Source organism: Rathayibacter sp. AY2B5, from assembly GCF_002931645.1.
Taxonomy (GTDB): domain Bacteria; phylum Actinomycetota; class Actinomycetes; order Actinomycetales; family Microbacteriaceae; genus Rathayibacter.
In genome coordinates, this window is record NZ_PSUE01000001.1 from 1 (window position 1) to 22,706 (window position 22,706).

A 22,706-nucleotide genomic window follows, 5' to 3' on the forward strand; every position below is an offset into this window, starting at 1 on the left:
GGCGGGGGAGAGGCGGGCGGGCCGCTCGGCCGCGCGGGAGACCGCGATGCCGTCGAGGACCGCGAGGAGAAGCGCGGCGTCGTCGGCGCCGAACGACGCCGCGGGATGCGCGGCGCGCAGCAGCTCCAGGACGACGTCCTCCGTGCGCGACCAGCCGGCGGTGTGGATCGCGCGGATCTCCGGATCGGTGCCGGCGCGGGAGGCGAAGGCGGTCCACACGATCGCGTCGGGGACGTCCTCGTCAGCGACGCACGCGATCTCGTCGCAGAAGACGCGCAGCCGCACCTCGGCCGAGGGTTCGGCCTCCAGGCGGCTCCGCATCCGCTCGCGGAAGCGCTCCTCGACCCGGGCCATCGCGCCGGCCAGCAGCGCCTGCTTGGTCGGGAAGTGGTGCTGGACGGCCCCCACCGAGACGCCGGCCTCGGCCGCGACGGTGCGGATGCTGAGGTGCTCCGCCCCGCGGGTCGAGAGGACGGCGACGACCGCCGAGAGGATGTCGCTCCTGCTCTCGCGCCGATCCGGCATGGCGTCCCTCTCGTTCGACTGCTCGAGCAGGCTACGCTCTCGGACATGACCAATACGATCGTATTGCCGCCCCGTGCCGGAGCCGGCCGCCGCATCGCGACCCTGGACGTCGTCCGCGGTGTCGCGATCATCGGGACCCTCGGCACGAACATCTGGATCTTCTCCCACCCCTGGGGGATGCTCGGACTGCTCTCCGTCCCGGTGACGCCGGAGACCTCCTCCTCCGCCGGGACTGCGCAGCTCCTGCTGATGGCGCTGGCGCAGGGCAAGTTCCTCGCCCTCCTCTCCCTCGCCTTCGGGGTGGGCCTCGCGATCCAGCACGCCTCCGCGGTCCGGCGCGGGACGCGCTGGCCGGGCCGCTACCTCTGGCGCGCGACGCTCCTCCTCCTGGACGGCGCGGTCAACTACGTGCTGATCGCGGAGTTCGACGTCCTCATGGGATACGCCGTCACCGGAGCGGTCGTCGCCTGGCTGCTGCTCACCCGGCCGACGACGCAGCGCCGCGTGATCCTCGTCTGCGGCGCTCTGCACGTCGTCCTGATCTCGGCGCTCGTGGCGCTCGTGGCGGTGAGTCCGGACGGTGCCGGACAGGGGCCGACCGGCCGGAGCCCCTCCGCGGACGCGTCGTTCCTCGGCCTCGCCCTCTTCCGGCTGCAGAACGCGGGCGTCTTCCGTGCGGAGCCGGTGCTCATCGGGCTCCTCAGCCTCGCGATGTTCCTCCTCGGCGCGCGCCTCCATCGGGCGGGGGTCCTCGCCGCCGAGGGCGCGTCACTCCGCCGTCGCATGATGGTCCTCGGCGCCCTCGCCCTCCCCGTCGACCTCGCGCTGGGCGTCGGGGGGAGCGCCGCCGGTCTGCTCGCCGAGCGCTACCTCGTCGCGCCCCTGGTCGGGCTCGGCCTGCTCGCGGCCCTCGCCGAGGCCTGCCTCCGCCGGGGCGCCGAGGGCTGGGCGGCACGCCGGGCGCGGGAGGTCGGCCGGGTCGCCCTGAGCGCCTACCTCCTGCAGAACCTGCTCGGCGGCGCCCTCTTCTACGGCTGGGGACTCGGGCTGGCGGTGACCGCCGCGCAGTGGCGCGTCCCGGCGACCGTCGGAGCGTTCCTGCTCATCGCGGCGGTCGTCGTGCTCGCGGCGCACCTGTGGCTGCGCCGGTTCGAGCTCGGTCCGGTGGAGTGGCTCTGGAAGCGGGGCGAGCGGATCGGTGTCCGCGCGCCCCGCTGACCGGAGGGGGACCTACGCGAGGAGCTCCGCGACGCCGGTGCGCAGGGCGGCGAGGCGGGACGAGACGGCCGACCGGCGGGCGTCGGCGTCGGAGTCGTGCGACCAGGCGTCGAGGTAGAGCTTGACCTTCGGCTCCGTGCCGCTCGGGCGCGCGATGAGACGGGCACCGTCCAGGGAGAAGCGGAGCGCGTCGGTCGGGGGCAGCGCGCCGCCCTCGGCGAGCAGGTCCTCGCTCCGCTCGACGGCGAGCCCGCCGATCGCGGTCGGAGGCGTCGCGCGCAGTCCGGCCATGATCCGGCCGATCTCGGAGAGGTCGGTGACGCGGAGCGAGATCTGCTCCGATCCGAAGAGCCCGAACCGCTCGGCGAACGACTCCAGCTCGTCGTCGATCGTGCGCTCCTCGGCGGCGAGCGCGCTCGCGAGGGAGAGGAAGGCGAGCGCGGCCGAGACGCCGTCCTTGTCGCGGACGGTCCCGGGGTTCACCAGGTAGCCGAGCGCCTCCTCGTAGCCGAAGACGAGGTCGGGGACGCGCGAGATCCACTTGAAGCCCGTGAGCGTCTCGGCGAAGTCGAGGCCGTAGTCGGCCGCCACGGCACCGAGGGCGGGGGAGGACACGATCGAGCAGGCGAGCGCTCCTCCGGTGCGGCCCTCGCGGCGGGCCTGCTCGGCGGCGCGCCAGCCGAGGAGCGCTCCCACCTCGTTGCCGGTGAGGCGCCGGAAGCCCTCCGGCGCGGAGGCGTCGGGCACGGCGGCGGCGAAGCGGTCGGCGTCCGGGTCGTTCGCCACGATCAGCTGCGCGCGACCGGAGCGCGCGGTCGAGAAGGCGAGGTCGAGGGCGCCCGCCTCCTCCGGGTTGGGGAACGCGACCGTGGGGAACGCCGCGTCGGGCTCGATCTGCTCGACCACGACGGCCGGCTCGTCGAATCCCGCCGCGGAGAGCACCCGGTGCGCCGTCTCCCAGCCGACCCCGTGCATCGCCGTGTAGACGATGCGCAGCGGAGCGGACTGGCGGCCGACGGCGGCCGTCGCCTCGATGTAGGCGGCGACCACGGACTCGTCCGCGAGCCGGTACTCGCCGCGCGGCAGCTCCGGAACGCGCCGGTCCCGCGCGACCGCGAGGATCCGCTCGGCGATCTCGGAGTCGACCGGCGGAACGATCTGCGAGCCCTCGTCGGCGCCGCCGAGGTACACCTTGTAGCCGTTGTCCTGCGGCGGGTTGTGGCTCGCCGTGACCATCACTCCGGCGTCGGCGCCGAGGTGGCGCACGGCGAAGGCCAGCACGGGGGTGGGCAGGAGCCGGGGCAGCAGCACCGCGTCCACGCCGGCGCCCGCCATCAGCGCGGCGGAGTCCTCGGCGAAGACGCGCGAGTTCTTCCGGCCGTCGTAGCCGATCACGACCACGGGCCGCTGGACGCCCTGCGCCAGCAGGAAGTCGGCCAGGCCCACGGCGGCCTGCGAGACCAGCACGCGGTTCATCCGGTTGGATCCCGCCGCAATGGCGCCGCGCAGGCCCGCGGTGCCGAACGCCAGGCGGGCGCCGAAGCGGTCCTCGAGCTCGGCGCGGGCGGAGGCGTCGCCCGAGTCGGAGGCGGTCAGCAGGGCGACCAGCTCCTCCCGCGTCTCCGGGTCGGGGTCCTGGGCGAGCCAGGCCTCGGCGAGCTCCCGGACGTCGGCGCTCACAGGGCGCCCGTGATCCCGGCGAGCAGGCGGGCGAGGTCGTCCTCGGCGTCGCGGCCGGCCTCGAGCACCTCCTCGTGGCTGAGGGGGGTCTTCTGGATGCCGGCGGCGAGGTTCGTGATGAGCGACATGCCCAGCACCTCCATGCCCGCCTCGCGTGCGGCGATGGCCTCGAGGGCGGTCGACATGCCGACGATGTGGCCGCCGATGATCTTCGCCATCTGCACCTCGGCCGGGCTCTCGTAGTGCGGCCCGCGGAACTGCACGTACACGCCCTCGTCCAGCTCCGGACGCGTCCCCCGGGCGAGGTCGCGCAGGCGCGAGGAGTAGAGGTCGGTGAGGTCGACGAAGGTCGCGCCCTCGAGCGGCGAGTCGGCGGTGAGGTTGATGTGGTCGCTGATCAGCACGGGGGTCCCGGGCGTCCAGTGCTCCTTGATGCCGCCCGCGCCGTTGGTGAGGATCATCACCGTCGCGCCCGTCGCGGCGGCGGTGCGGACGCTGTGCGCGACGCGGCGCACGCCGTAGCCCTCGTAGTAGTGGGTGCGGGCGCCGATGATCAGCGCGCGCCTGCCGGTGGGGAGCAGGACGGAGCGCAGGGTGCCGCCGTGCCCGTGCACGGCCGGCTTGGAGAAGCCGAGGATCTCGGTGGCCTCCACCGTCGCGGTCGTCTCGCCGATCGCGTCGGCGGCCTTGCCCCAGCCGCTGCCGAGGGTGAGGGCGATGTCGTGCTTCTCGACCCCTGTCGCCTCGGCGATCTGAGCGGCCGCGCGGGCCGCGATCTCGAAGGGATCGGCGTCGGGGGCGTCGAGGGGGTGCAGGGTCTGGTCGGACATCCTCCCACCCTACCGACGGGCTGCGCGGCGGCGGAGGGCGACTCCCGCGGCTGATCCGACACCCCGCGATTGGGCGAACACTCAGTGAGAGAGGACAATGGGAAGCATGGCTTACGAGTTCGAGCGCGCGCAGAGGATCGCTGTACTCGGAGGGGGGCCGGGCGGCTACGAAGCCGCCATCGCGGGAGCGCAGCTCGGCGCCGAGGTCACCCTGGTCGAGCGGGTCGGAGTGGGCGGCTCGGCCGTCATCACCGACGTCGTCCCGTCGAAGTCGCTCATCGCGACGGCGGAGGCCACCAACGCCATCGGCGAGGCCGCCGACCTGGGCGTGCAGTTCTTCACCCGCTCGGAGCAGAACAAGCCGGTGCGCCCGGACGTGGCGGTCAACCTGGCGACGGTGAACAAGCGCCTGCTCGGGCTCGCGCGCCAGCAGTCCGAGGACATGCGCGCGAACCTGGTGCACCACGGCGTGCGCATCGTCCAGGGGGACGGGCGCCTGGACGGCTCGAACGCCTTGATCGTCTCGACGGCGGCCGGCGGCGAGGGAATGGACTTCGACCGCATCGAGGCGGACACGATCGTGGTCTCGGTGGGCGCCAGCCCGCGCGTGCTCCCGACCGCGGCTCCCGACGGCGAGCGCATCCTCAGCTGGACCCAGCTCTACAACCTCAAGTCCGTCCCCGAGCACCTGATCGTGGTGGGCTCCGGCGTGACCGGCGCGGAGTTCGCCTCCGCCTACCGTGCGCTCGGCGCCCGCGTGACCCTCATCTCCTCCCGCGACCAGGTGCTGCCCGGCGAGGACGCCGACGCGGCCGCCGTGATCGAGAACGTCTTCAAGCGCAACGGCATGGTCGTGCTCTCGAAGTCGCGCGCCGACCGCGTCGAGCGGACCGAGAAGGGCGTGCAGGCCGTGCTCTCGGACGGACGCGTCGTCGAGGGCTCGCACTGCCTGATGGCCGTCGGCTCCGTGCCGAACACGGCGGGCATCGGCCTCGAGGACGCGGGGGTGCAGCTGACGGAGTCGGGGCACATCCGCGTCAACCGCGTCGCCCGCACCAGCGTCCCCTCGATCTACGCGGCCGGGGACTGCACCACGTTCCTCCCGCTCGCCTCCGTCGCCGCCATGCAGGGCCGCACCGGCGTGTTCCACGCCATGGGCGACGCCGTGAACCCGACCGAGGTGCGCAACGTCGCGGCGAACATCTTCACGCAGCCCGAGATCGCGACCGTCGGGTGGAGCCAGCGCGAGATCGAGGAGGGCATCGCGCAGGGCGAGATCTACAAGCTCCCGCTCGCCGCGAACCCGCGGGCGAAGATGATGGGCATCCGCGACGGCTTCGTCAAGCTGTTCGCGCGCACCGGCTCCGGCACCGTCATCGGAGGCGTCATCGTCGCTCCGAAGGCGAGCGAGCTGATCTTCCCGCTCGCCCTCGCCGTGGAGCACCGCCTGACCGTCGACCAGGTCGCGCGGGCCTTCACCGTCTACCCGAGCCTCACCGGCTCGATCTCGGACGCCGCGCGCGCCATGCACATCGTCACCTGACGCGCCACTCCGCCGGGCCGCGCGGGGTGCGGCCCTTCATCGGCAGAGCGCACGACCGGGAATCGCGTGCGAAGCGATTGACGGCAGCGCGACGCGACCCGCTCGGCGGTACCCCTCACGTCGAGGAGCCGACCGCGCCGGGCCGCGCGGGGAGCGGCCCGGAACGGGCTCAGACGATCTGGAGGAGCACGTGTCCCGCGGGGACGGTCGCTCCGGCCGTCGCGTCGAGGCCCTTCACGACGCCGTCCTTGTGGGCGGTGAGCGGCTGCTCCATCTTCATCGCCTCGAGGACGACGACCAGGTCGCCGGTGACGACCGTGTCGCCCTCGGCGACGGCGACCTTGACGATGGTGGCCTGCATGGGCGAGGCGACGGAGTCGCCCGTGACGGTGCTGACGGAGGAGGAGCCGCGGCGCTTCGGGGAGGCGGCAGCGGCCCCGCGGGCGGGTCCCGAGCCGACCAGGTCGCCGGGGAGAGTGACCTCGACGCGGCGCCCGTCGACCTCGACGACCACGTTCCGGCGGGCCGCCGGCTCGTCGGTCGCTCCGGGCTCGCCGCTCCAGGCCGGGATCGTGTTCTCGAACTCGGTCTCGATCCAGCGGGTGTAGATCGTGAAGGGCGCGCCGCCCTCGGGGGCGAAGGCCGGGTCCTCGACGATCGCGCGGTGGAAGGGGAGGACGGTCGGCAGTCCGGTGACCTCGAACTCGGCGAGGGCGCGGCGCGAGCGCTCCAGCGCCTGCTCGCGGCTGTCGCCGGTGACGATCAGCTTCGCGAGGAGCGAGTCGAAGGAGCCGGAGATCACGTCGCCGGCGACGACACCGGAGTCGACGCGGACGCCGGGTCCGCCGGGGGCCTTGAAGACGTGCACCGGGCCCGGAGCGGGGAGGAAGCCGCGGCCCGCGTCCTCGCCGTTGATGCGGAACTCGAAGGAGTGGCCGCGGGGCGCCGGGTCGTCGTAGTCGAGCACGCCGCCCTCGGCGAGGCGGAACTGCTCGCGCACGAGGTCGATGCCGGTGATCTCCTCCGACACGGGGTGCTCGACCTGGAGGCGGGTGTTCACCTCGAGGAAGGACACCGTGCCGTCCTTGCCGATCAGGAACTCGCAGGTTCCGGCGCCGAGGTAGCCGACCTCCTGCAGGATCGCCTTCGAGGCGCGGTAGAGCTCGGTGTTCTGCGCGTCCGTCAGGAACGGCGCGGGCGCCTCCTCGACGAGCTTCTGGTGGCGGCGCTGGAGGGAGCAGTCGCGGGTGGAGACCACGACGACGTTGCCGTGCGCGTCAGCCAGGCACTGGGTCTCGACGTGGCGCGGCTGGTCGAGGTACTTCTCGACGAAGCACTCGCCGCGGCCGAAGGCGGCGACGGCCTCGCGCGTGGCGGAGGCGAACAGCTCCTCGACCTCGTCGCGCTCGCGGGCGACCTTGAGGCCGCGACCGCCGCCGCCGAAGGCCGCCTTGATCGCGACGGGGAGGCCGTACTGGTCCACGAACTCGAGCACCTCGGCGGCGCCGGAGACGGGGTTGAGGGTTCCCGGGGCCAGCGGCGCGCCGACCTTCTCGGCGACGTGGCGGGCCGAGACCTTGTCGCCGAGGCGCTCGATGGCCTCGGGGCCGGGGCCGATCCAGATCAGGCCGGCGTCGATGACGGCGCGGGCGAAGTCGGCGTTCTCGGCGAGGAAGCCGTAGCCGGGGTGCACGGCGTCGGCACCGGAGCGGCGGGCCACCGAGAGCAGCTTGTCGATGACGAGGTAGGTCTCGGCGCTGGTCGTCCCGCCGAGGGCGTAGGCCTCGTCGGCGAGGCGGCTGTGCACGGCGTCGCGGTCCTGGTCGGCGTAGACGGCCACGGAGGCGATCCCGCTGTCGCGGGCGGCGCGGATGACTCGGACGGCGATCTCGCCCCGGTTGGCGACGAGCACCTTCGTAATCTTCGGCATGGTCCCCAACCCTAGGGGGCGGCTCCGCCCGGCCCGGCGCGGCTCACCACAAAGAAGCGGAGGGCCTTCGTCGGTTCCTCACAAGGGCGGGACGGGCCTCAGCGGTTCCAGAGCGCGGTCCAGTCGACGCCGAGGCTCCGCACCAGAGTGCGGAGGGTCGGCACCGACATCCCGATCACCGTCGAGGGGTCGCCCTCGATCGCGGTGATGAAGCCGGCGCCGCGGCCGTCGATGGTGAAGGCGCCGGCCACCTCGAGGGGCTCGCCGGTGGCGACGTAGGCGTCGATCTCGGCGTCGTCGATGTCGTCGGCGAACGTGACGGCGGCGGAGGTGACCGCTCCGGCCTCGGCGACGATCCTCCCGCCGCGGTGGTCGACGAGCCAGTGGCCGGAGTGGAGGCGGCCGGTGCGACCGCGCTGGGCGCGCCAGCGCTCCCGCGCCCGCTCCGGCTCGTGCGGCTTGCCGTGGACGACCCCGTCGAGGACGAACGCGGAGTCGCCGCCGAGCACCAGGCCGTCGATGTCCGGGCGCAGGACGGCGTGCGCCTTGGCGCGGGCGAGCAGCGAGACGGTGGCGTCCGCGTCCAGCGCCGCGCCCCGCTCCTGCTCGGCCCGGGCGACGGCCGCGGGCTCGTCCACCTCGGAGGGGACGACGACGGGCTCGATCCCGGAGGCCCGCAGGAGCGCGAGGCGCGCGGGGGAGGTGGAGGCGAGGTAGAGGCGCACGAGGGCTCCCTGCGGCCGGGCCCACGCTGTGGGATGCTCGACGGATGGCACAGACCCCGTCCCGAGCATCCGCCCGCCCCGACGGGGCCGACGACGCACTCGGGACCGAGATCGAGCTCGACATTAGCAACGTCGCCCACGGCGGCGTGTTCGTCGCCCGGCACGAGGGCCGCGTCGTCTTCGTCCCGGACGTCCTCCCCGGCGAGCGCGTGCGGGCGCGGATCAGCGAGGTCCGGCACGACAGCTTCTGGCGTGCCGAGGCGCTCGAGGTGCTCGAGGCGTCCGAGCACCGGGTGGAGCACGTCTGGCCCGAGGCCGCCCTCGACCGCCGCCCGGAGGAGCGCGTCGGCGGCGCCGAGCTCGGCCACGCCGACCTGGCCTACCAGCGCGAGCTGAAGCGCCTCGTGCTCGTCGACTCCTTCTCCCGCTTCGCCCGTCGCGAGATCGAGGTGGAGGTCGCGCCGATCGGCGGGGACGACGCGTCCGGCGGCCTCGGCTGGCGCACGCGGAACCGCCTCCACGTCGACGACGACGGACGGGTCGGCCCCTACGCGGCACGCAGCCACCACGTCGTCACCGTGGAGTCGCTGCCCCTCGCGACCGCCGATTCCTCCCTGGCCGCACCGCTCGGCGAGCGCCTCGCTCCCGGCTCGGTGGTCGACCTCGTCGACGCGGCCGGGTCCGAGGGAGCCGCGGTGCTCGTGCACGACCCCTCCGACAAGCGCGCCCGCCGCGACCGCACGGTGGTGAGCGAATTCGTCGCCGACCGCACCTTCCGGGTCGACCGCACCGGCTTCTGGCAGGTGCACCGCGGAGCCGCCGCCGCGCTCTTCGAGGCCGTGCAGGCCGCCGTCGACGCGGACGCGGCGGACCCGTCGGCCGCCAACCACGACCTCTACGGCGGGGTGGGCCTGCTCGCCGCGGCGCTGGCCGACCGCCTCGGCGCCGGAGTGCGCGTGACCAGCGTCGAGAGCGACTCCCGCGCCACCGAGCACGCGCTCGAGAACCTGGCCGACCAGGTCGGCGCCCGCGCGGTGACCGCCCGCGTCGACCGCTACCTCCGCGACGTCGTCGCCCAGGCCGATACGCGCGAGCGGGCGCGGTGGCGCGCGGCGACCGTGGTCCTCGACCCGCCGCGCTCGGGCGCCGGCCGAGCGGTCACCGACGCTCTGGCGGAGCTGCGGCCGGCGCAGCTCGTCTACGTCGCCTGCGACCCGGTCGCGCTCGCCCGCGACGTGGGCGCCCTGACCGGGGCGGGCTACGAGCTGGAGCGCCTCGAAAGCTTCGACCTCTTCCCGCACACCTCCCACGTGGAGGCCGTTGCGCGACTGGTCCGCCGAGAGGACTGACCGCGGGCCCGCGTCTGCGTACCATGGGCGGGATGGAGCCCCACGTCGACGCAGCCGAGGCCCCGCGCGTGCGCGTGGCGATCGTGGACGACCACGAGTCGGTGCGCCTGGGCGTGGCCGCCGCCGTCGAGAGCGCGGGAATGCAGGTGGTCGCCGCCGCCGAGACCGTCCAGGCCCTCGAGAGCACGATCGGCGGCGCCGAGATCGAGGTGCTCGTCCTCGACCTGTCCCTGAACGACGGCTCGAGCATCACCAGCAACGTCAAGTGGGGGCAGGTGCGCGGCTCCGCCGTCCTCGTCCACAGCATCGCGGACCGCGTCGTGGCCGTGCGGGAGGCGCTCGCCGCGGGAGCGGCCGGCGTCATCCCGAAGTCCTCGCCCATGTCGACGGTCGTCGCCGCCATCCGCACGGTCGCCCGCGGCGAGGTCCTCAACAATCTGGAGTGGGCCTCGGCCATCGACGCCGACGACGACTTCGCGCGGGCCGTGCTCGGCCGTCGCGAGCGCGACGTCCTGCACCTCTACGCCTCGGGGCTGCCACTGAAGCTGGTGGCCGAGCGGCTGCAGATCTCGGTGTCGACGGCGAAGGAGTACCTCGACCGGATCCGCGACAAGTACGTCGAGATCGGCCGTCCCGCCCCGACGAAGGTCGATCTGCTGCGGCGCGCGGTGGAGGACGGCATCCTGCCGGGCATCGACCCGGACGACGGCGATGGCGGGCGCTGAGGCGCCGATCGCCCGCCGCAACGCCGGGCGCGAGCGCATCGACCGGATCATCAGCACGGTCGTGTCGTTCTTCGGCTTCGGCTTCGGCGTGCAGACCGTCCCGCCGATCCTCGCGCAGCTGCCCCTCCTGCGCCCCGAGGTGGCCTGGCCGGTGCTGGTGCTGGTCTTCGGATCGCTCACCGCCGCCGTGGTCACCGCCGTGCTGCGGCGGGGCACGCGGATCACGGCGGTCCTGGTCGCGGTCGGTGTCCTCGTGGCCCTCCTGACCTGGCCGGCCGCCGTCGCCACCGGGGGCGCGGACCGCGAGACCCCGTGGATCTGGTACCTGCTGACCATCGGCACCGCCTTCTGCACGATCGCGGCTCCCCTCCGGATCGCGATCGCGTACGTGTCGGTGACGACCGTGCTGTTCGGGCTGCTGCGCGTCCTCCCCTCCGGCGGCGGGGCGGAGCCGACCCGCGCGATCCTCGACGCCGCCTACGTGGGCATCGTCGGCTTCGTGATGCTGGTGCTGATCACCGTGCTCCGGCAGTCGGCCGACCAGATCGATCGCGCGCAGACGACGGCCATGGAGCAGTACGAGGCGGCGATGCGCCAGCACGCCGGCGAGGTGGAGCGGGTCGAGGTCGACGCCCTGGTGCACGACAACGTGCTTGCGACGCTGCTCTCCGCCGCCTCCGCCGAGTCGCCGGCCGAGCGTGCGCTGGTCTCCTCGATGGCGCAGCGCACCCTCGCCGTGCTGCTGCCCGACCACGAGCCGGAGCCGCCCGAGGGGCTGGTCCCGCTCGAGCTCCTGCAGCGCCAGCTCGCCCACGCGGCGTCCACCTTCGGGACCGAGATCGCAGTCGCGACGGCCGACGGAGTGGATCCGCGCGCGACGACGCTGCCGCGCCCGGTGGCCGAGGCCCTGCTCGGCGCGGTCTGGCAGGCGCTCGCCAACAGCGTTCAGCACGCGGGTCCGAGCGGCAGCGTCCACCGCGCCGTGCACGGGCTGCTGGGCGACGGCGCGGTGGAGGTCGTGGTGGAGGACGACGGCCGCGGCTTCCGGCTCGCCGACGTCCCGCGCGAGCGGCTGGGCATCCGGCTCTCCATCCTCGAGCGGGTGCACAACGCGCGGGGTTCGGCGCGGGTCGACTCGACTCCGGGCGAGGGCACCCGAGTCGTCCTCTCCTGGCGGGCGGACGCGGGAGGAGGGCCGTGATCGCCTACCCGCGCCCCCTGCTCCAGGCGCTCGGCGCCGGCTTCTCGCTCTACCACGTGGTGCTCGCCTTCTTCTCCTTCCGCATCTCCCCGGCCACGCCGGCCGACCTCGTCGCGGTCGCGCTGTACGTCGCGGCGACCGTCGTCGCCCTCTGGCCCGGAGCGACGACCCGGCTCGCCCTGCCCGTCGCGGTCGGGATGACCGCGGTCGCCGTCGCTCTGCCGCTGCTGGTCGCGCCGTCGCTCGATCCGGGCGCCTCCAACGGCTACTCCACCTGGTACATCGCCGCGGTCGGCACCCTCATGACGATCGTGTGCGCCCGCCGGCGCCCGGCCTGCGCCTGGGTCGGCGTCGGCTTCCTGATCGTGCACACCGTGTTCTGGGCCGGCCCGGCCGCGCTGGCCACTCTCGGCGTCGTCGGGGGGATCGCCTGGGTCGCGATCGCGCAGCTGCTCATCGTCGAGCTCGGGCGCGCGGGCTCCGAGGCGCGCGTGCTCGAGGCGGCCGAGCGCGCGGCCGCGTCGTGGCGGGCCGCGGAGGAGGCGCACCTCACGGAGCGCGAGGTCCGGCTGGAGCAGACGCGCGCCCTCGCCGCCGACATGCTGCTGCGCATCGCCGAGCCGGGACCGGGCCTCACCGACGAGGAGCGGCGCGAGTGCCGGCTGCTCGAGGCGGCCGTGCGCGACGAGATCCGCGGCCGGCGGCTGCTGGACGACGAGGTGCGGCGTCTCGTGCTCGACGCGCGGCGGCGGGGCGTGACCGTGTCGGTGCTCGACGACGGCGGCCTCGACCGCACCTCCGAGGGCGAGAGCCGACGGGTGCTGGGGGAGCTCGCCCAGGCTCTGAGCGGGATCCGCGAGGAGGTCGACCGCGTGGTGGTGCGCACCGCGTCGGCCGACTCGGCCTCGGCGGTCACAGTGGTGGGCCTGCGGACGGCCGGCGACGGCAGCGCGGGCGCCCTCGGCTCCGACGACGCGGGGGACGAGGTCGACGCCTGGGTCGAGATCCGGCGCGACGGCGTCGGCGGACGGGACGTCTGAGCGGCGGAGCGCGCGCGGGACGGCACGGCCGTCCGCATGCGCAGCGACCGGCGGCGACCCGCCCCGGAGGGCGTGCGGATCTCGGATCGGTGCCGCGGGCGGTACGCTCCGGCTCTCAGCACAGCTCAGGTCTCGGCGCGCCCGGTCTCTCGGAGCGGACCGATCGTCGGCGCGGCGCGGCACGGCGCGGCACGAGCGTGAGCAGAGCCGTCATGGGCAGAGCCCGTTGAGCGCAGAGCGCGTCAGGACGAAAGCCCGTTAACGGAGTGCGGCGGGCCGTCCACTCCTCCGAAGAGGGGGCCCGGCCCGCCGTCAAACCCCGAGTGAGGGTAACAACCCGAATATTACCCTCACTCGCCCCCAACACACCCGCCTGCTTACCCTGGTCGGCGAGTGATTGGCGGTGCCCCTTCCGAAGGAGGAGCACCGTACGTCCACTAGTCTGCTCGCTCCGCCAGGAGGCGCATAGTCAGCACTTTAGGGGACTAATCGGGGGACAAATTTCACGTTCCGCGTCGCGGATCGCTCGTTCCCCGACGGGCTGCGTCTGCGAGTCCGCTCAGCCGGAGAAGGAGCGCCACGCTCCCGGTGCCGGCCGCAGCGGCCCGCGGACCGCCGCGGCGCGGTCGTTCCAGCCCCCGCTGAGCTCCTGCGGGGTCTCCGGCTCGGCCTCGGTGCGAGAGGTCAGTGCGGTGACGACGGCCGTGACGGCGGCGATCTCGGCGGCGTCGAGGCCGGGGGTGGAGATGACGACGGCGGGTGCGGAGTCGGAGGCGGTCATCCCGCGACGCTATCGCATGCCGTTCACGGCGCCGGTCGGCGGGGCATGGCTATGCTGACGCCGGATGCCGCCGGAGCGTCGTCCGTCCGTTGCGAACAGGAGCGTCCCCGCATGCCGACGTGGTTCCCGAGGAGCGGTGCCGCGGCGCTGCGCCCCCTGCGTCTGCTGGTCCGGAGGTCGCCGGCGGCCGTCTCGGTCGTCCTGGTCCTCCTGGCCGCGAGCGCGATCACGGGGACGCTCGTCGCCCCCGCGGGAGCCGAGACGACGGCCTGGTGGGCGGCGGGCCCGATGACGACCCTCGACGGCCGTCCGTGGACGGCGGTGACCGCCCTCCTGATCGCGGCGGACCCGCTGCAGCTGCTCCTGGACGTCGTGCTGGTGCTCCCGATGCTCCTCGCCGCGGAGCGCCGCCTCGGCTCGGCCCGCACCCTCCTCGCCTTCCTCGTGACCGGCGCCGTCGGGATCGTCGTCGGGTCCTCCGTGCAGTCGATCGGCGCTCTCGTCGGGGAGTGGTGGGCGGGCGACACCGTCGGCGACCACACCTTCGACCCGCTGATCGGCGCGGTCGGCGCCCTCATCGCCTCGACCGCCTTCATGGGCGCTCTGTGGCGTCGCAGGCTCCGGGTGACCGTCTTCGCCGTCGTGCTGATGTTCGTGCTCTACGCGGGCGACTCCGCCGACGCGTACCGGCTCCTCGCGGGCGGCGCGGGGCTCGTGCTCGGCGCGGTGCTCGCGCGGGGAGCGTCGGGGCTGCGTCCGCAGCGTCCGGCGCCGAGCTCGCACCGCGAGTCCCGGGGGCTGCTGGCGGCGGTCGTCGTCGTCACCGCGATCGGTCCGCTCGTCGCCGTCCTCTCCGACTCGGGCTACGGTCCGTTCTCGTTCCTCGGCCGACTGCTGCAGAGCGCCTTCACGGGGACGACGGACCTCGAGGACCCGTGCAGCCGCGCCCTCCGGCACTGCGCGCACCACGTGAAGCTGAGCCTGGTCGCCCCCGGGCCGATCCTGCTGACGTTCGTCCCGCTCGTCCTCCTGCTCGTCGCCGCCTACGGCCTGCGCTCCGGGCGCCGCCTGGGCCTGCTGCTGGCGGTCGGGGTGAACATCGCGATCGCGATCCTGGAGGTCTTCTCCCTCCAGCGCGCCGCCCGTCACCCCGAGTTCCTGTACTACGCCGAGTACCTGCTCTGGGTGGCGACGACGGTGCTGGTGCCGCTGGCCGTCGTGGCGATGCTCGTGATCGGGAGGAGGCACTTCCGCATCCGCGCGCCCCGTGCCGCCGCGAGGCTCTGGACGCGGGTCGTCGCCATCGCCTTCGTCGTGTCCCTCGGCGGCTACCTGGCGCTCTCGGCCGGCGTGCGCACGAGCTTCGAGCCGCTCCTGGGCCTCGGGAGACTCCTCCTGGACGGGCTGCTGCGCTTCGTCCCGGTGAGCTTCCTCGGCGGCGCCGGACTGCTCGCCGTGCCGCGGGAGCCCGTCGCGCGGATCGTCTTCGAGTGGGTCGGCCCGGTGTTCTGGCTCGTGGTCGTCGTCGCGGTGGTCGCCCTGCTCCGGGCCACCGACGTGCAGCGGAACCGCGGCGACGAGGCGCGGTACCGCGCGCTCCTGTCCCTGCACGGCGCCGGCAGCCTCGGCCATCAGGGGACCTGGGAGGGCAACGCGCACTGGATCTCGGCCGACGGGACCGGCGGAGTCGCCTACCGGGTGATCGGCGGCGTGGCGATCACCCTCTCCGACCCGGCCTGCGCTCCCGAGCGGCGGGAGGACGTCGTGGCCGAGTTCGTGCGTTTCTGCGACGAGCGCAGCTGGACGCCCGTCTTCTACAGCATCCACGACGAGCTGCTCCCCGTCTTCGACCGGCTCGGCTGGTCGCGCCTCTCGGTCGGCGAGGAGACGATCATCGAGCTCCCCTCCTTCGAGCTCACCGGCAAGCGGTGGCAGAAGGTGCGCTACCCGCTCACGCGCGGCATCAAGCTGGGCATCGAGGCGCAGTGGACCAGCTGGCCCGAGCTCTCCCTCGGCATGGCCAACCAGATCGTCGACCTGTCGGAGCGCTGGGTCGCCGAGAAGGCGCTGCCCGAGATGGGCTTCACCCTCGGCGGCATCGACGAGGTCCGCGATCCCGACGTCGCCCTCCTGCTCGCGGTCGGACCGGACGGCGTGCTGCAGGGAGTGACGAGCTGGCTGCCCGTGCACAGGGAGGGTCGCGTGGTCGGCTGGACCCTCGACTTCATGCGCCGCTCCGACGACTCGATGCCCGGCATCATGGAGTTCCTCATCGCCTCCGCGGCGCTGCGCGTCAAGGAGGAGGGTGCCGAGTTCCTCTCGCTCTCGGGCGCACCGCTCGCCACCGCACCGGTCGAGGAGGGGGAGGAGCCTCCGGAGCCGACGGTCCTCTCGCGCCTGCTCGAGTTCCTCTCGCGGACGCTCGAGCCGGCCTACGGCTTCACGTCGCTGTTCCGCTTCAAGGCCAAGTTCCACCCGCGCTACGCGGGCCTCTGGATGACCTACCCCGACGCGCTGCAGCTGCCGCGGATCGGAGCCGCGCTGGGTCGCGCCTACCTGCCGGACCTCTCCGCCGCGCAGGCGCTGGCGTTCGCGCGGGTGGTCGGGGCGAAGCCGGAGGAGAAGCCGTCCGAGGCACCCGCGGCGAAGCCGGATGCTCCGGCCGCGAAGGCAGGCGCTCCTGCGGCGAAGGCGGGTGCTCCGACAGCCGAGCCGGACGGTCCTGGGGTGAAGGCGGGTGCTCCTGCGGTCAAGGCGGGTGCTCCGGCTGCGAGGGCGGATGCCCGGGAAGCGGAGCCCGATTCCGCGACAGGGAAGCCGGACGCTTCGGCCGCGGAGCCGGACGCTCCCGTCGTGCGGCCCGATGCTCCCGCGGAGTCCGCTGCCCGACGGACCGGCCCCGGCTCCTCCGACTGATCGTTCCGCCCCTCCGCCCCGTGAGGAGGCGGGCGCAGCGGAACGCCGCGGCACGGACGGTCTCCCGTCTCCTGCCGCGGCGTCCGAGCAGGCCGGGTCAGAGCGGGATGTTGCCGTGCTTCTTCGCGGGCAGGTTGGCGCGCTTGGTGCGCAGCGCCCGCAGCGCCTTGATGACGGAGACACGCGTCGCCGAGGGCTCGATCACGCCGTCGAGCTCGCCGCGCTCGGCCGCGAGGAACGGGCTCGCGACGTTGTAGGTGTACTCGTTCGCCAGGCGCGTCCGGACGGCTGCGACGTCCTCGCCGGCCTCCTCCGCCTTGCGGATCTCGTTGCGGTAGAGGATGTTCACCGCGCCCTGGCCGCCCATGACGGCGATCTCGGCGGTCGGCCACGCGAGGTTGATGTCGGCTCCCAGCTGCTTGGACCCCATCACGATGTACGCGCCGCCGTAGGCCTTGCGCAGGATCACCGTGACCAGCGGCACGGTCGCCTCGGCGTAGGCGTAGAGCAGCTTCGCGCCGCGGCGGATGACGCCGGTCCACTCCTGGTCGGTGCCGGGCAGGTAGCCCGGGACGTCGACCAGGGTCAGGATCGGCAGCGAGAACGCGTCGCAGAAGCGGACGAAGCGGGACGCCTTCTCGCCTGCCTCGATGTTCAGCGTGCCCGCCATGGCGCTCGGCTGGTTCGCGATGATGCCGACGGAGCGGCCCTCGACGCGGCCGAAGCCGATCACGATGTTCGGCGCGAACAGCGGCTGCACCTCGAGGAAGTCGCCCTCGTCGACGATGTGCTCGATGACGGCGCGCATGTCGTACGGCTGGTTCGGGCTGTCCGGGATGACCGTGTCGAGGAAGCGGTCCGCGTCGGTCGTCTCGAGATCGACCTCGGTCTCGAAGACGGGTACCGGCGACAGGTTGTTGTCCGGGAGGAAGGAGAGGAGCGTCCGCGCGTAGTCGAGCGCGTCGTTCTCGTCGCTCGCGAGGTAGTGCGAGACGCCCGAGATCTTGTTGTGGGTCAGCGCGCCGCCGAGCTCCTCCATGCCGACGTCCTCGCCGGTGACGGTCTTGATCACGTCGGGCCCGGTGACGAACATCTGGCTGGTCTTGTCGACCATGATCACGAAGTCGGTCAGGGCGGGGGAGTAGACCGCGCCTCCCGCGGCCGGGCCGCAGATGATCGAGATCTGGGGGATCACGCCGCTCGCCGCGGTGTTGCGGCGGAAGATCTCGCCGTACTTGCCGAGGGCGACCACGCCCTCCTGGATCCGTGCTCCGCCGGAGTCGAGGATGCCGATGATCGGGACGCCGGTCTTCAGGGCGAGGTCCATCACCTTGATGATCTTCTCGCCGGCCACCTCGCCGAGCGAGCCGCCGAAGATCGTGAAGTCCTGCGAGTACACGGCGACCTGGCGGCCGTGGATGGTGCCGGTCCCGGTGACGACGGCGTCGCCGTAGGGGCGCTTCTTCTCCATGCCGAAGGCGTGGGTGCGGTGGCGGACGAACTCGTCCAGCTCGACGAACGAGCCCGGGTCGAGGAGGGTGTCGATCCGCTCCCGTGCGGTCATCTTGCCCTTGGCGTGCTGCTTCTCGATCGCCGCCTCGCCACTGGCCGTGACGGCCTCGTGGTAGCGGTTCCTGAGGTCCGCGATCTTCCCCGCGGTCGTGTACAGATCGGGCGCGGGACGTTCGGTGTTCGCGGTCACCCGCTCACCCTACCGGCGGGGCGGACGCCTCCTCTTGTCGCACTCGCACAGGGAGGGCCGCTCCGAACGGGAGGATCCGGACAAGGGCGGGACGTCGCGCGCGGCGCTCGGAGCGGCCTCGCGGGAGCCGCCGCTACCGTGGCGGCATGCTCCTCCCGCTCTCCTCCGCCGTCTCCCCCCGCGTCCTCGCGCTCGAGTCGGCGGGGTCGACGAACGACGAGCTCCGCGAGCGGGCTGCCGCCGACCCCACCGTGTGGCCGCACCTCTCCGTCGTCGCCACCGGCGACCAGCGCGCCGGGCGCGGCCGGCTGGGGCGCGTCTGGCAGGCGCCCGCGAGCCGCACGCTCGCGGCCTCGACTCTGGTCGACGCCTCCGCCCTCGGCGCCGAGGCCTCCGGCTGGCTGCCGCTCGTGGCCGGCGCCGCTCTCGCCCGGGCCCTCGCACCCCTCGTCGACGGGGACGTCGCCGTCAAGTGGCCCAACGACGTCCTGATCGACGGCCGGAAGGTCGCGGGGATCCTCGCCGAGCGCCTGCCGGACGGACGGGTCGTCGTCGGCACCGGTGTGAACCTGCTGCTGACGGAGGCGGAGCTGCCGGTCCCGACCGCCACCTCGCTCGCCCTCGCCGGAGCACGGACGACGAGCGCCGACGAGGTGCTCGCCGCGTTCCTGACCGGATTCCAGGGGCTGCTGGCTCCGCTGCTCGCCCAGGGCGACGCCGAGGCCTCCGGAGCGGCCGCCGCCGTCCGCGCCTCTTGCGGCACCCTCGGAACGCGCGTCCGGCTCGAGCTGCCCGACGGCACGCAGGAGGAGGGGACCGCCGCCGCACTCGCCCCGGACGGCTCGCTCCTGCTCGAGCAGGGCGGCGCGCTGCGCTCGTTCACGGCCGGCGACGTCACGCACCTGCGCTCCTGATGGCCAGGACCGACCCCGCCGACCGCGAGCTGGCGCGGCTGACCCCGCGCGCCCGCCGGGCGGTCGCACCGGTCGTCGGCCTCCTCCTGCTCACCTGGACGGGCTTCTACTTCGCCGCGCAGTTCGAGCTCGCCCTGCAGCGCTGGATCATCGGGCTCGGCACCGCACTTCTGGTGCTGCTCCTCTGCGCTCCCGGGATCGCGGGCTGGGCGAGCGTGCGCTACCGCGTCACCGCCTCCGGCCTCAGCGCGCGCCGGGGCGTGGCGTCGATCCGGCGGGCCGAGGTGGTCTTCGATCGGAGGATGGAGGTCGTGGTCGAGCGCTCCCTCGGCCAGCGCCTCGCCCGGTGCGGGGACGTCCGGATCCTGCAGGCGGGAGCCGAGGTGTTCGTGCTGCGGGACCTGCCGGATCCGGAGCTCACGGCCGACCTGCTGCGGGAGGCGATCGGCGCGGCTCCCGCTCTCGAGCCGGAGTGGCCGCCGCCCGCGTGAGCGCGTCGGGGCCTCGGTAGCATGGAGCCGCCCCGCGCCAGCGGGCGGAGATGGAGGAGCGCCATGCGCGTCGGCGTGATCGGGGGCGGCCAGCTCGCCCGGATGATGATCCCCGCGGCGGTGGAGCTCGGCATCGAGATCGCCGTGCTCGCCGAGAGCGAGGGCGCCCCGGCGGGGCTCGCCGCGACACGGGTCGGCGACTACCGCGACGAGGCGACCGTGCTCGCCTTCGCCGAGACCGTGGACGTGGTGACGTTCGACCACGAGCACGTTCCCCAGCCGATCCTCCGCGAGCTCGTCGCCCGCGGCGTCGCCGTGCACCCCGGCCCCGACGCCCTGCTGTTCGCCCAGGACAAGCTGATGATGCGGCGCCGCCTGACCGAGCTCGGCGTGCCCGTGCCCGAGTGGGCCGAGGTCTCCTCCGCCGAGGAGCTGGGGGAGTTCCTGGCCGAGCACGGCGGCAGCGCCGTGGTGAAGACCGCGCGCGGCGGCTACGACGGCAAGGGCGTGCGCGTGGTGCGCGGCGCCCACGAGGCGGACGACTGGTTCACCGCCCTCGCCGAGGACGGCCGGGGCGGCTCGCTCCTGGTCGAGGAGCTGGTGGGCTTCCGCCGCGAGCTCGCGCAGCTCGTCGCCCGGCGTCCCTCCGGCGAGAGCATCCTCTGGCCGGTGGTGGAGTCGGTGCAGCGCGACGGCGTCTGCGCCGAGGTGATCGCTCCGGCCCCCGCGTCCGCCGGCCGGCTCGCATCAGCCGCGGCCGAGATCGCGCAGACGATCGCCGACAGCCTCGGGGTCACCGGCGTCCTGGCCGTCGAGCTGTTCGAGACGACGGACGACCGGATCCTGGTCAACGAGCTGGCCATGCGCCCGCACAACAGCGGCCACTGGACGATGGACGGATCGACCACGTCGCAGTTCGAGCAGCACCTGCGCGCGGTCCTCGACCTGCCGCTCGGCGCGACGGGCTGCCGCGATCCGTGGACCGTGATGGTCAACGTGCTCGGCGGCCCGGTGGGGGAGTCGCTGACCGACCGCTATCCGCGGGTGCTCGCCGATCACCCGGGCGTGAAGGTGCACAACTACGGCAAGGAGCCGCGACCGGGCCGCAAGGTCGGGCACGTGAACGCCACCGGCGACGACCTCGACCTCGTGGTCTACGAGGCTCGCGCGGCGGCGGCCGTTCTCACGGACTGACCCGTACGATGGTCGCCGTGACGAGCCTGCCGACCTCCCCGACCCCTGCCGGAGCCCTCTCGTGAGCGCGGACGCGCTCGTGAACGGGCCCGCGCCGCTCGTCGGCGTCGTGATGGGCTCGGACTCGGACTGGTCCGTCATGCAGGCGGCGTCCACCGTCCTCGCCGAGTTCGGCGTGGCGCACGAGGTCCGGGTCGTCTCCGCGCACCGCACCCCGGAGGCGATGATCGCGTACGGCCGCGAGGCCCGCGGCCGCGGCCTGAAGGTCGTCATCGCCGGAGCGGGCGGAGCCGCCCACCTCCCCGGCATGCTCGCCGCCGTGACCTCGCTCCCCGTCGTCGGAGTGCCGGTCCCGCTCGCCCGCCTCGACGGGCTCGACTCCCTCCTCTCGATCGTGCAGATGCCGGCGGGCGTCCCCGTCGCCACTGTCTCCATCGGCGGAGCGCGGAACGCCGGACTGCTCGCGGTGAAGATCCTCGCGACGGCGGACGACGCCCTCTCCGCAGCGCTCGACGACTTCGCCGCCGACCTCGAGGTGCAGGTCGCCGCGAAGAACGACGCCCTGGTGGCGGGCCTGTGACGGCCGTCGCCCTGCCGCTGCGGCACCCGGACGTCGCCTCCCGCGCCTTCATGACGCGGCGGGCGTGGTGGCTGCTGATCGTCAACCTGCTGGTGCCCGGGTCCGCTCAGGTCCTCGCGGGCAACCGCCGGCTCGGGCGCCTGGGGCTCGGCTTCACCCTCGGGCTCTGGGTCGCCCTCCTGGTCGCGGTGCTCCTCTACTTCGTCTTCCCGACCGGCCTCTACACGCTCGCGACCTTCGACGTCTCGATGCTCGCGCTCCAGGCCGCGCTCGTCGTCTACGGGGTGGTCTGGGCCGTGCTGACGCTCGACACCCTCCGCCTGATCCGCGTCGTCCGGGTGCGCCCGCGGATGCGCGGCGTGCTCGCGTTCGCGACGATCGCGCTGATGGCGATCTCGGTCGGCACCACCGCCTACGGCACCTACCTGCTCGGCGTGACACGGGGGACGCTGTCGTCGATCTTCGGCGGCGGAGCGATCGAGCAGCCGATCGACGGCCGCTACAACGTGATGCTCCTCGGCGGCGACGCGGGAGAGGACCGCGACGGTCTGCGCCCCGACAGCATCTCGGTGGTCAGCATCGACGCGTCGAGCGGCAAGGCCTCGATCATCGGCGTCTCGCGCGAGTTCGTCGACTTCCCGTTCCCCGAGACCAGCCCGATGCACGAGCTCTACCCCGACGGCTACGACACCGACAACTGCGCCGTCGACGTCTGCAAGCTCAATTCGGTCTACACCGAGGTCGAGCTGAAGCACCCGGAGCTCTACCCCGACGCCGTCGACCACGGCAGCGAGCCCGGCATCGAGGCGATGCGCGACGCGGTCGAGGGCATCCTCGATCTGAGGATCCAGTACTACGCGCTGATCGACATGGAGGGCTTCGCCCAGCTGATCGATGCGCTCGGCGGCATCGACATCGACTACGTCGCCGACGAGCCGCTGCCCCTGGGCGGGCTGCCCGACTCCGACGGCGTGATGCAGGGCGTCAACCAGTGGATCGATCCCGGGCACTGGCACTTCAACGGCGAGCAGGCCCTCGCCTACGCCCGGTCTCGCTACACCACGAGCGACTACGACCGGATGGCGCGCCAGCGGCAGGTGCAGGAGGCGCTGCTCGCCCAGTTCGAGCCGGGCAACGTCCCCGCCAAGTTCCAGGACGTCGCGTCCGCCGGGTCCCAGGTCATCAAGACGGACGTCCCGCAGGGGATGCTCGGCTACTTCGTGCAGCTGGGGCTCAAGACGAAGTCGCAGCCGGTGGATCCGATCGAGCTGGTCCCGCCGGCCGTCGACCCGGAGGACCCGGACTACGACGTCGTGCACTCGCTGGTGAGTGCCGGACTGTCGGGCGACTCCGCGCCGTAGA

Annotated in this window: 19 protein-coding genes; 12 read left to right on the forward strand and 7 right to left on the reverse strand. The window is 73.6% G+C overall.

The genetic code is table 11. The features are described 5' to 3' along the window. The coding region (locus tag C5C30_RS00005; RefSeq protein ID WP_104317585.1) for a TetR/AcrR family transcriptional regulator at nt 1-525 on the reverse strand (525 nt) is incomplete at its 3' end. Between the two features lie 45 nt (nt 526-570). Here C5C30_RS00005 and C5C30_RS00010 point away from each other — a divergent pair. Beyond that, nucleotides 571-1,743, forward strand: coding sequence for a DUF418 domain-containing protein (locus C5C30_RS00010; protein ID WP_104332947.1), 1,173 nt, complete (start codon nt 571-573; stop codon nt 1,741-1,743). 12 nt (nt 1,744-1,755) lie between these two features. Here the strand turns inward: C5C30_RS00010 and C5C30_RS00015 are convergent, their stop codons facing one another. Further along, nucleotides 1,756-3,423, reverse strand: coding sequence for a phospho-sugar mutase (locus C5C30_RS00015; RefSeq protein WP_104332948.1), 1,668 nt, complete (start codon nt 3,421-3,423; stop codon nt 1,756-1,758). Further along, on the reverse strand, nt 3,420-4,253 hold the full coding sequence (locus tag C5C30_RS00020; RefSeq protein ID WP_104238027.1) for a purine-nucleoside phosphorylase: 834 nt from the start codon (nt 4,251-4,253) through the stop codon (nt 3,420-3,422). Before C5C30_RS00020 ends, C5C30_RS00015 begins: the two co-directional genes overlap by 4 nt. 106 nt (nt 4,254-4,359) lie before the next feature. Between C5C30_RS00020 and C5C30_RS00025 the strand changes: the two genes are divergently transcribed. Continuing rightward, nucleotides 4,360-5,796, forward strand: coding sequence for an NAD(P)H-quinone dehydrogenase (locus C5C30_RS00025; RefSeq protein WP_104223171.1), 1,437 nt, complete (start codon nt 4,360-4,362; stop codon nt 5,794-5,796). Nucleotides 5,797-5,965: 169 nt separating this feature from the next. On the opposite strand, the gene C5C30_RS00030 is transcribed toward C5C30_RS00025, so the two are convergent. Together C5C30_RS00030 and C5C30_RS00035 are read right to left on the reverse strand one after the other, a co-directional pair. Then, nucleotides 5,966-7,726 (reverse strand): biotin carboxylase N-terminal domain-containing protein, encoded by a 1,761-nt coding sequence (locus C5C30_RS00030; protein ID WP_104223170.1) that lies wholly within the window; start codon nt 7,724-7,726, stop codon nt 5,966-5,968. Nucleotides 7,727-7,824: 98 nt separating this feature from the next. Beyond that, nucleotides 7,825-8,451: a nucleoside triphosphate pyrophosphatase gene (locus C5C30_RS00035; RefSeq protein ID WP_181027094.1), complete on the reverse strand. Its 627-nt coding sequence runs from the start codon at nt 8,449-8,451 to the stop codon at nt 7,825-7,827. A 44-nt stretch (nt 8,452-8,495) separates the two neighbouring features. On the opposite strand from C5C30_RS00035, the gene C5C30_RS00040 reads away from it, so the two are divergent. The 4 genes from C5C30_RS00040 to C5C30_RS00055 are packed head-to-tail and all read left to right on the forward strand — an operon-like array spanning nt 8,496 to nt 12,766. Then, nucleotides 8,496-9,800 (forward strand): class I SAM-dependent RNA methyltransferase, encoded by a 1,305-nt coding sequence (locus C5C30_RS00040; RefSeq protein WP_146081452.1) that lies wholly within the window; start codon nt 8,496-8,498, stop codon nt 9,798-9,800. 23 nt (nt 9,801-9,823) lie between these two features. Further along, on the forward strand, nt 9,824-10,525 hold the full coding sequence (locus C5C30_RS00045) for a response regulator transcription factor (protein WP_104223169.1): 702 nt from the start codon (nt 9,824-9,826) through the stop codon (nt 10,523-10,525). Continuing rightward, nucleotides 10,512-11,726 carry a sensor histidine kinase gene (locus tag C5C30_RS00050; RefSeq protein WP_104256321.1) on the forward strand — a complete coding sequence of 405 codons (1,215 nt, stop codon included), beginning with the start codon at nt 10,512-10,514 and terminating at the stop codon, nt 11,724-11,726. Before C5C30_RS00045 ends, C5C30_RS00050 begins: the two co-directional genes overlap by 14 nt. Next, on the forward strand, nt 11,723-12,766 hold the full coding sequence (locus tag C5C30_RS00055; protein WP_104249487.1) for a hypothetical protein: 1,044 nt from the start codon (nt 11,723-11,725) through the stop codon (nt 12,764-12,766). The genes C5C30_RS00050 and C5C30_RS00055 overlap by 4 nt, the downstream gene beginning before the upstream one ends. A 559-nt stretch (nt 12,767-13,325) precedes the next feature. Here C5C30_RS00055 and C5C30_RS00060 read toward each other — a convergent pair. Next, entirely contained in the window at nt 13,326-13,547 is a 222-nt protein-coding gene (locus C5C30_RS00060) for an acyl-CoA carboxylase subunit epsilon (protein WP_104223166.1), read from the reverse strand. A gap of 111 nt (nt 13,548-13,658) precedes the next feature. Between C5C30_RS00060 and C5C30_RS00065 the strand changes: the two genes are divergently transcribed. Next, nucleotides 13,659-16,463, forward strand: a complete 2,805-nt coding sequence (locus C5C30_RS00065; RefSeq protein WP_181131398.1) for a bifunctional lysylphosphatidylglycerol flippase/synthetase MprF — start codon at nt 13,659-13,661, stop codon at nt 16,461-16,463. Nucleotides 16,464-16,560: 97 nt separating this feature from the next. On the opposite strand, the gene C5C30_RS00070 is transcribed toward C5C30_RS00065, so the two are convergent. Next, complete coding sequence (locus tag C5C30_RS00070) at nt 16,561-18,165, reverse strand: acyl-CoA carboxylase subunit beta (RefSeq protein ID WP_104223164.1); 1,605 nt, start codon at nt 18,163-18,165, stop codon at nt 16,561-16,563. A gap of 146 nt (nt 18,166-18,311) precedes the next feature. On the opposite strand from C5C30_RS00070, the gene C5C30_RS00075 reads away from it, so the two are divergent. The 5 genes from C5C30_RS00075 to C5C30_RS00095 all read left to right on the forward strand — a co-directional run bounded on the left by C5C30_RS00075 (nt 18,312) and on the right by C5C30_RS00095 (nt 22,705). Next, nucleotides 18,312-19,079 (forward strand): biotin--[acetyl-CoA-carboxylase] ligase, encoded by a 768-nt coding sequence (locus C5C30_RS00075; protein ID WP_104332950.1) that lies wholly within the window; start codon nt 18,312-18,314, stop codon nt 19,077-19,079. Then, nucleotides 19,079-19,570 (forward strand): PH domain-containing protein, encoded by a 492-nt coding sequence (locus C5C30_RS00080; RefSeq protein ID WP_104246680.1) that lies wholly within the window; start codon nt 19,079-19,081, stop codon nt 19,568-19,570. Before C5C30_RS00075 ends, C5C30_RS00080 begins: the two co-directional genes overlap by 1 nt. Nucleotides 19,571-19,633: 63 nt before the next feature. Further along, complete coding sequence (locus tag C5C30_RS00085; protein WP_104260500.1) at nt 19,634-20,764, forward strand: 5-(carboxyamino)imidazole ribonucleotide synthase; 1,131 nt, start codon at nt 19,634-19,636, stop codon at nt 20,762-20,764. A gap of 112 nt (nt 20,765-20,876) precedes the next feature. Then, on the forward strand, nt 20,877-21,344 hold the full coding sequence (gene purE / locus C5C30_RS00090) for a 5-(carboxyamino)imidazole ribonucleotide mutase (protein ID WP_104246749.1): 468 nt from the start codon (nt 20,877-20,879) through the stop codon (nt 21,342-21,344). After that, nucleotides 21,341-22,705: an LCP family protein gene (locus C5C30_RS00095; protein ID WP_258065737.1), complete on the forward strand. Its 1,365-nt coding sequence runs from the start codon at nt 21,341-21,343 to the stop codon at nt 22,703-22,705. Before purE ends, C5C30_RS00095 begins: the two co-directional genes overlap by 4 nt. Nucleotide 22,706 lies beyond the last annotated feature (1 nt).

Coding starts and splice junctions, on each gene's coding strand:
- C5C30_RS00065 (WP_181131398.1), top strand. CDS start 13,659: ATGCCGACGTGGTTCCCGAGGAGCGGTGCCGCGGCGCTGCGCCCCCTG.
- C5C30_RS00060 (WP_104223166.1), bottom strand. CDS start 13,547: ATGACCGCCTCCGACTCCGCACCCGCCGTCGTCATCTCCACCCCCGGC.
- C5C30_RS00080 (WP_104246680.1), top strand. CDS start 19,079: ATGGCCAGGACCGACCCCGCCGACCGCGAGCTGGCGCGGCTGACCCCG.
- C5C30_RS00020 (WP_104238027.1), bottom strand. CDS start 4,253: ATGTCCGACCAGACCCTGCACCCCCTCGACGCCCCCGACGCCGATCCC.
- C5C30_RS00045 (WP_104223169.1), top strand. CDS start 9,824: ATGGGCGGGATGGAGCCCCACGTCGACGCAGCCGAGGCCCCGCGCGTG.
- purE (WP_104246749.1), top strand. CDS start 20,877: ATGGGCTCGGACTCGGACTGGTCCGTCATGCAGGCGGCGTCCACCGTC.
- C5C30_RS00050 (WP_104256321.1), top strand. CDS start 10,512: ATGGCGGGCGCTGAGGCGCCGATCGCCCGCCGCAACGCCGGGCGCGAG.
- C5C30_RS00040 (WP_146081452.1), top strand. CDS start 8,496: ATGGCACAGACCCCGTCCCGAGCATCCGCCCGCCCCGACGGGGCCGAC.
- C5C30_RS00030 (WP_104223170.1), bottom strand. CDS start 7,726: ATGCCGAAGATTACGAAGGTGCTCGTCGCCAACCGGGGCGAGATCGCC.
- C5C30_RS00085 (WP_104260500.1), top strand. CDS start 19,634: ATGCGCGTCGGCGTGATCGGGGGCGGCCAGCTCGCCCGGATGATGATC.
- C5C30_RS00075 (WP_104332950.1), top strand. CDS start 18,312: ATGCTCCTCCCGCTCTCCTCCGCCGTCTCCCCCCGCGTCCTCGCGCTC.
- C5C30_RS00010 (WP_104332947.1), top strand. CDS start 571: ATGACCAATACGATCGTATTGCCGCCCCGTGCCGGAGCCGGCCGCCGC.
- C5C30_RS00025 (WP_104223171.1), top strand. CDS start 4,360: ATGGCTTACGAGTTCGAGCGCGCGCAGAGGATCGCTGTACTCGGAGGG.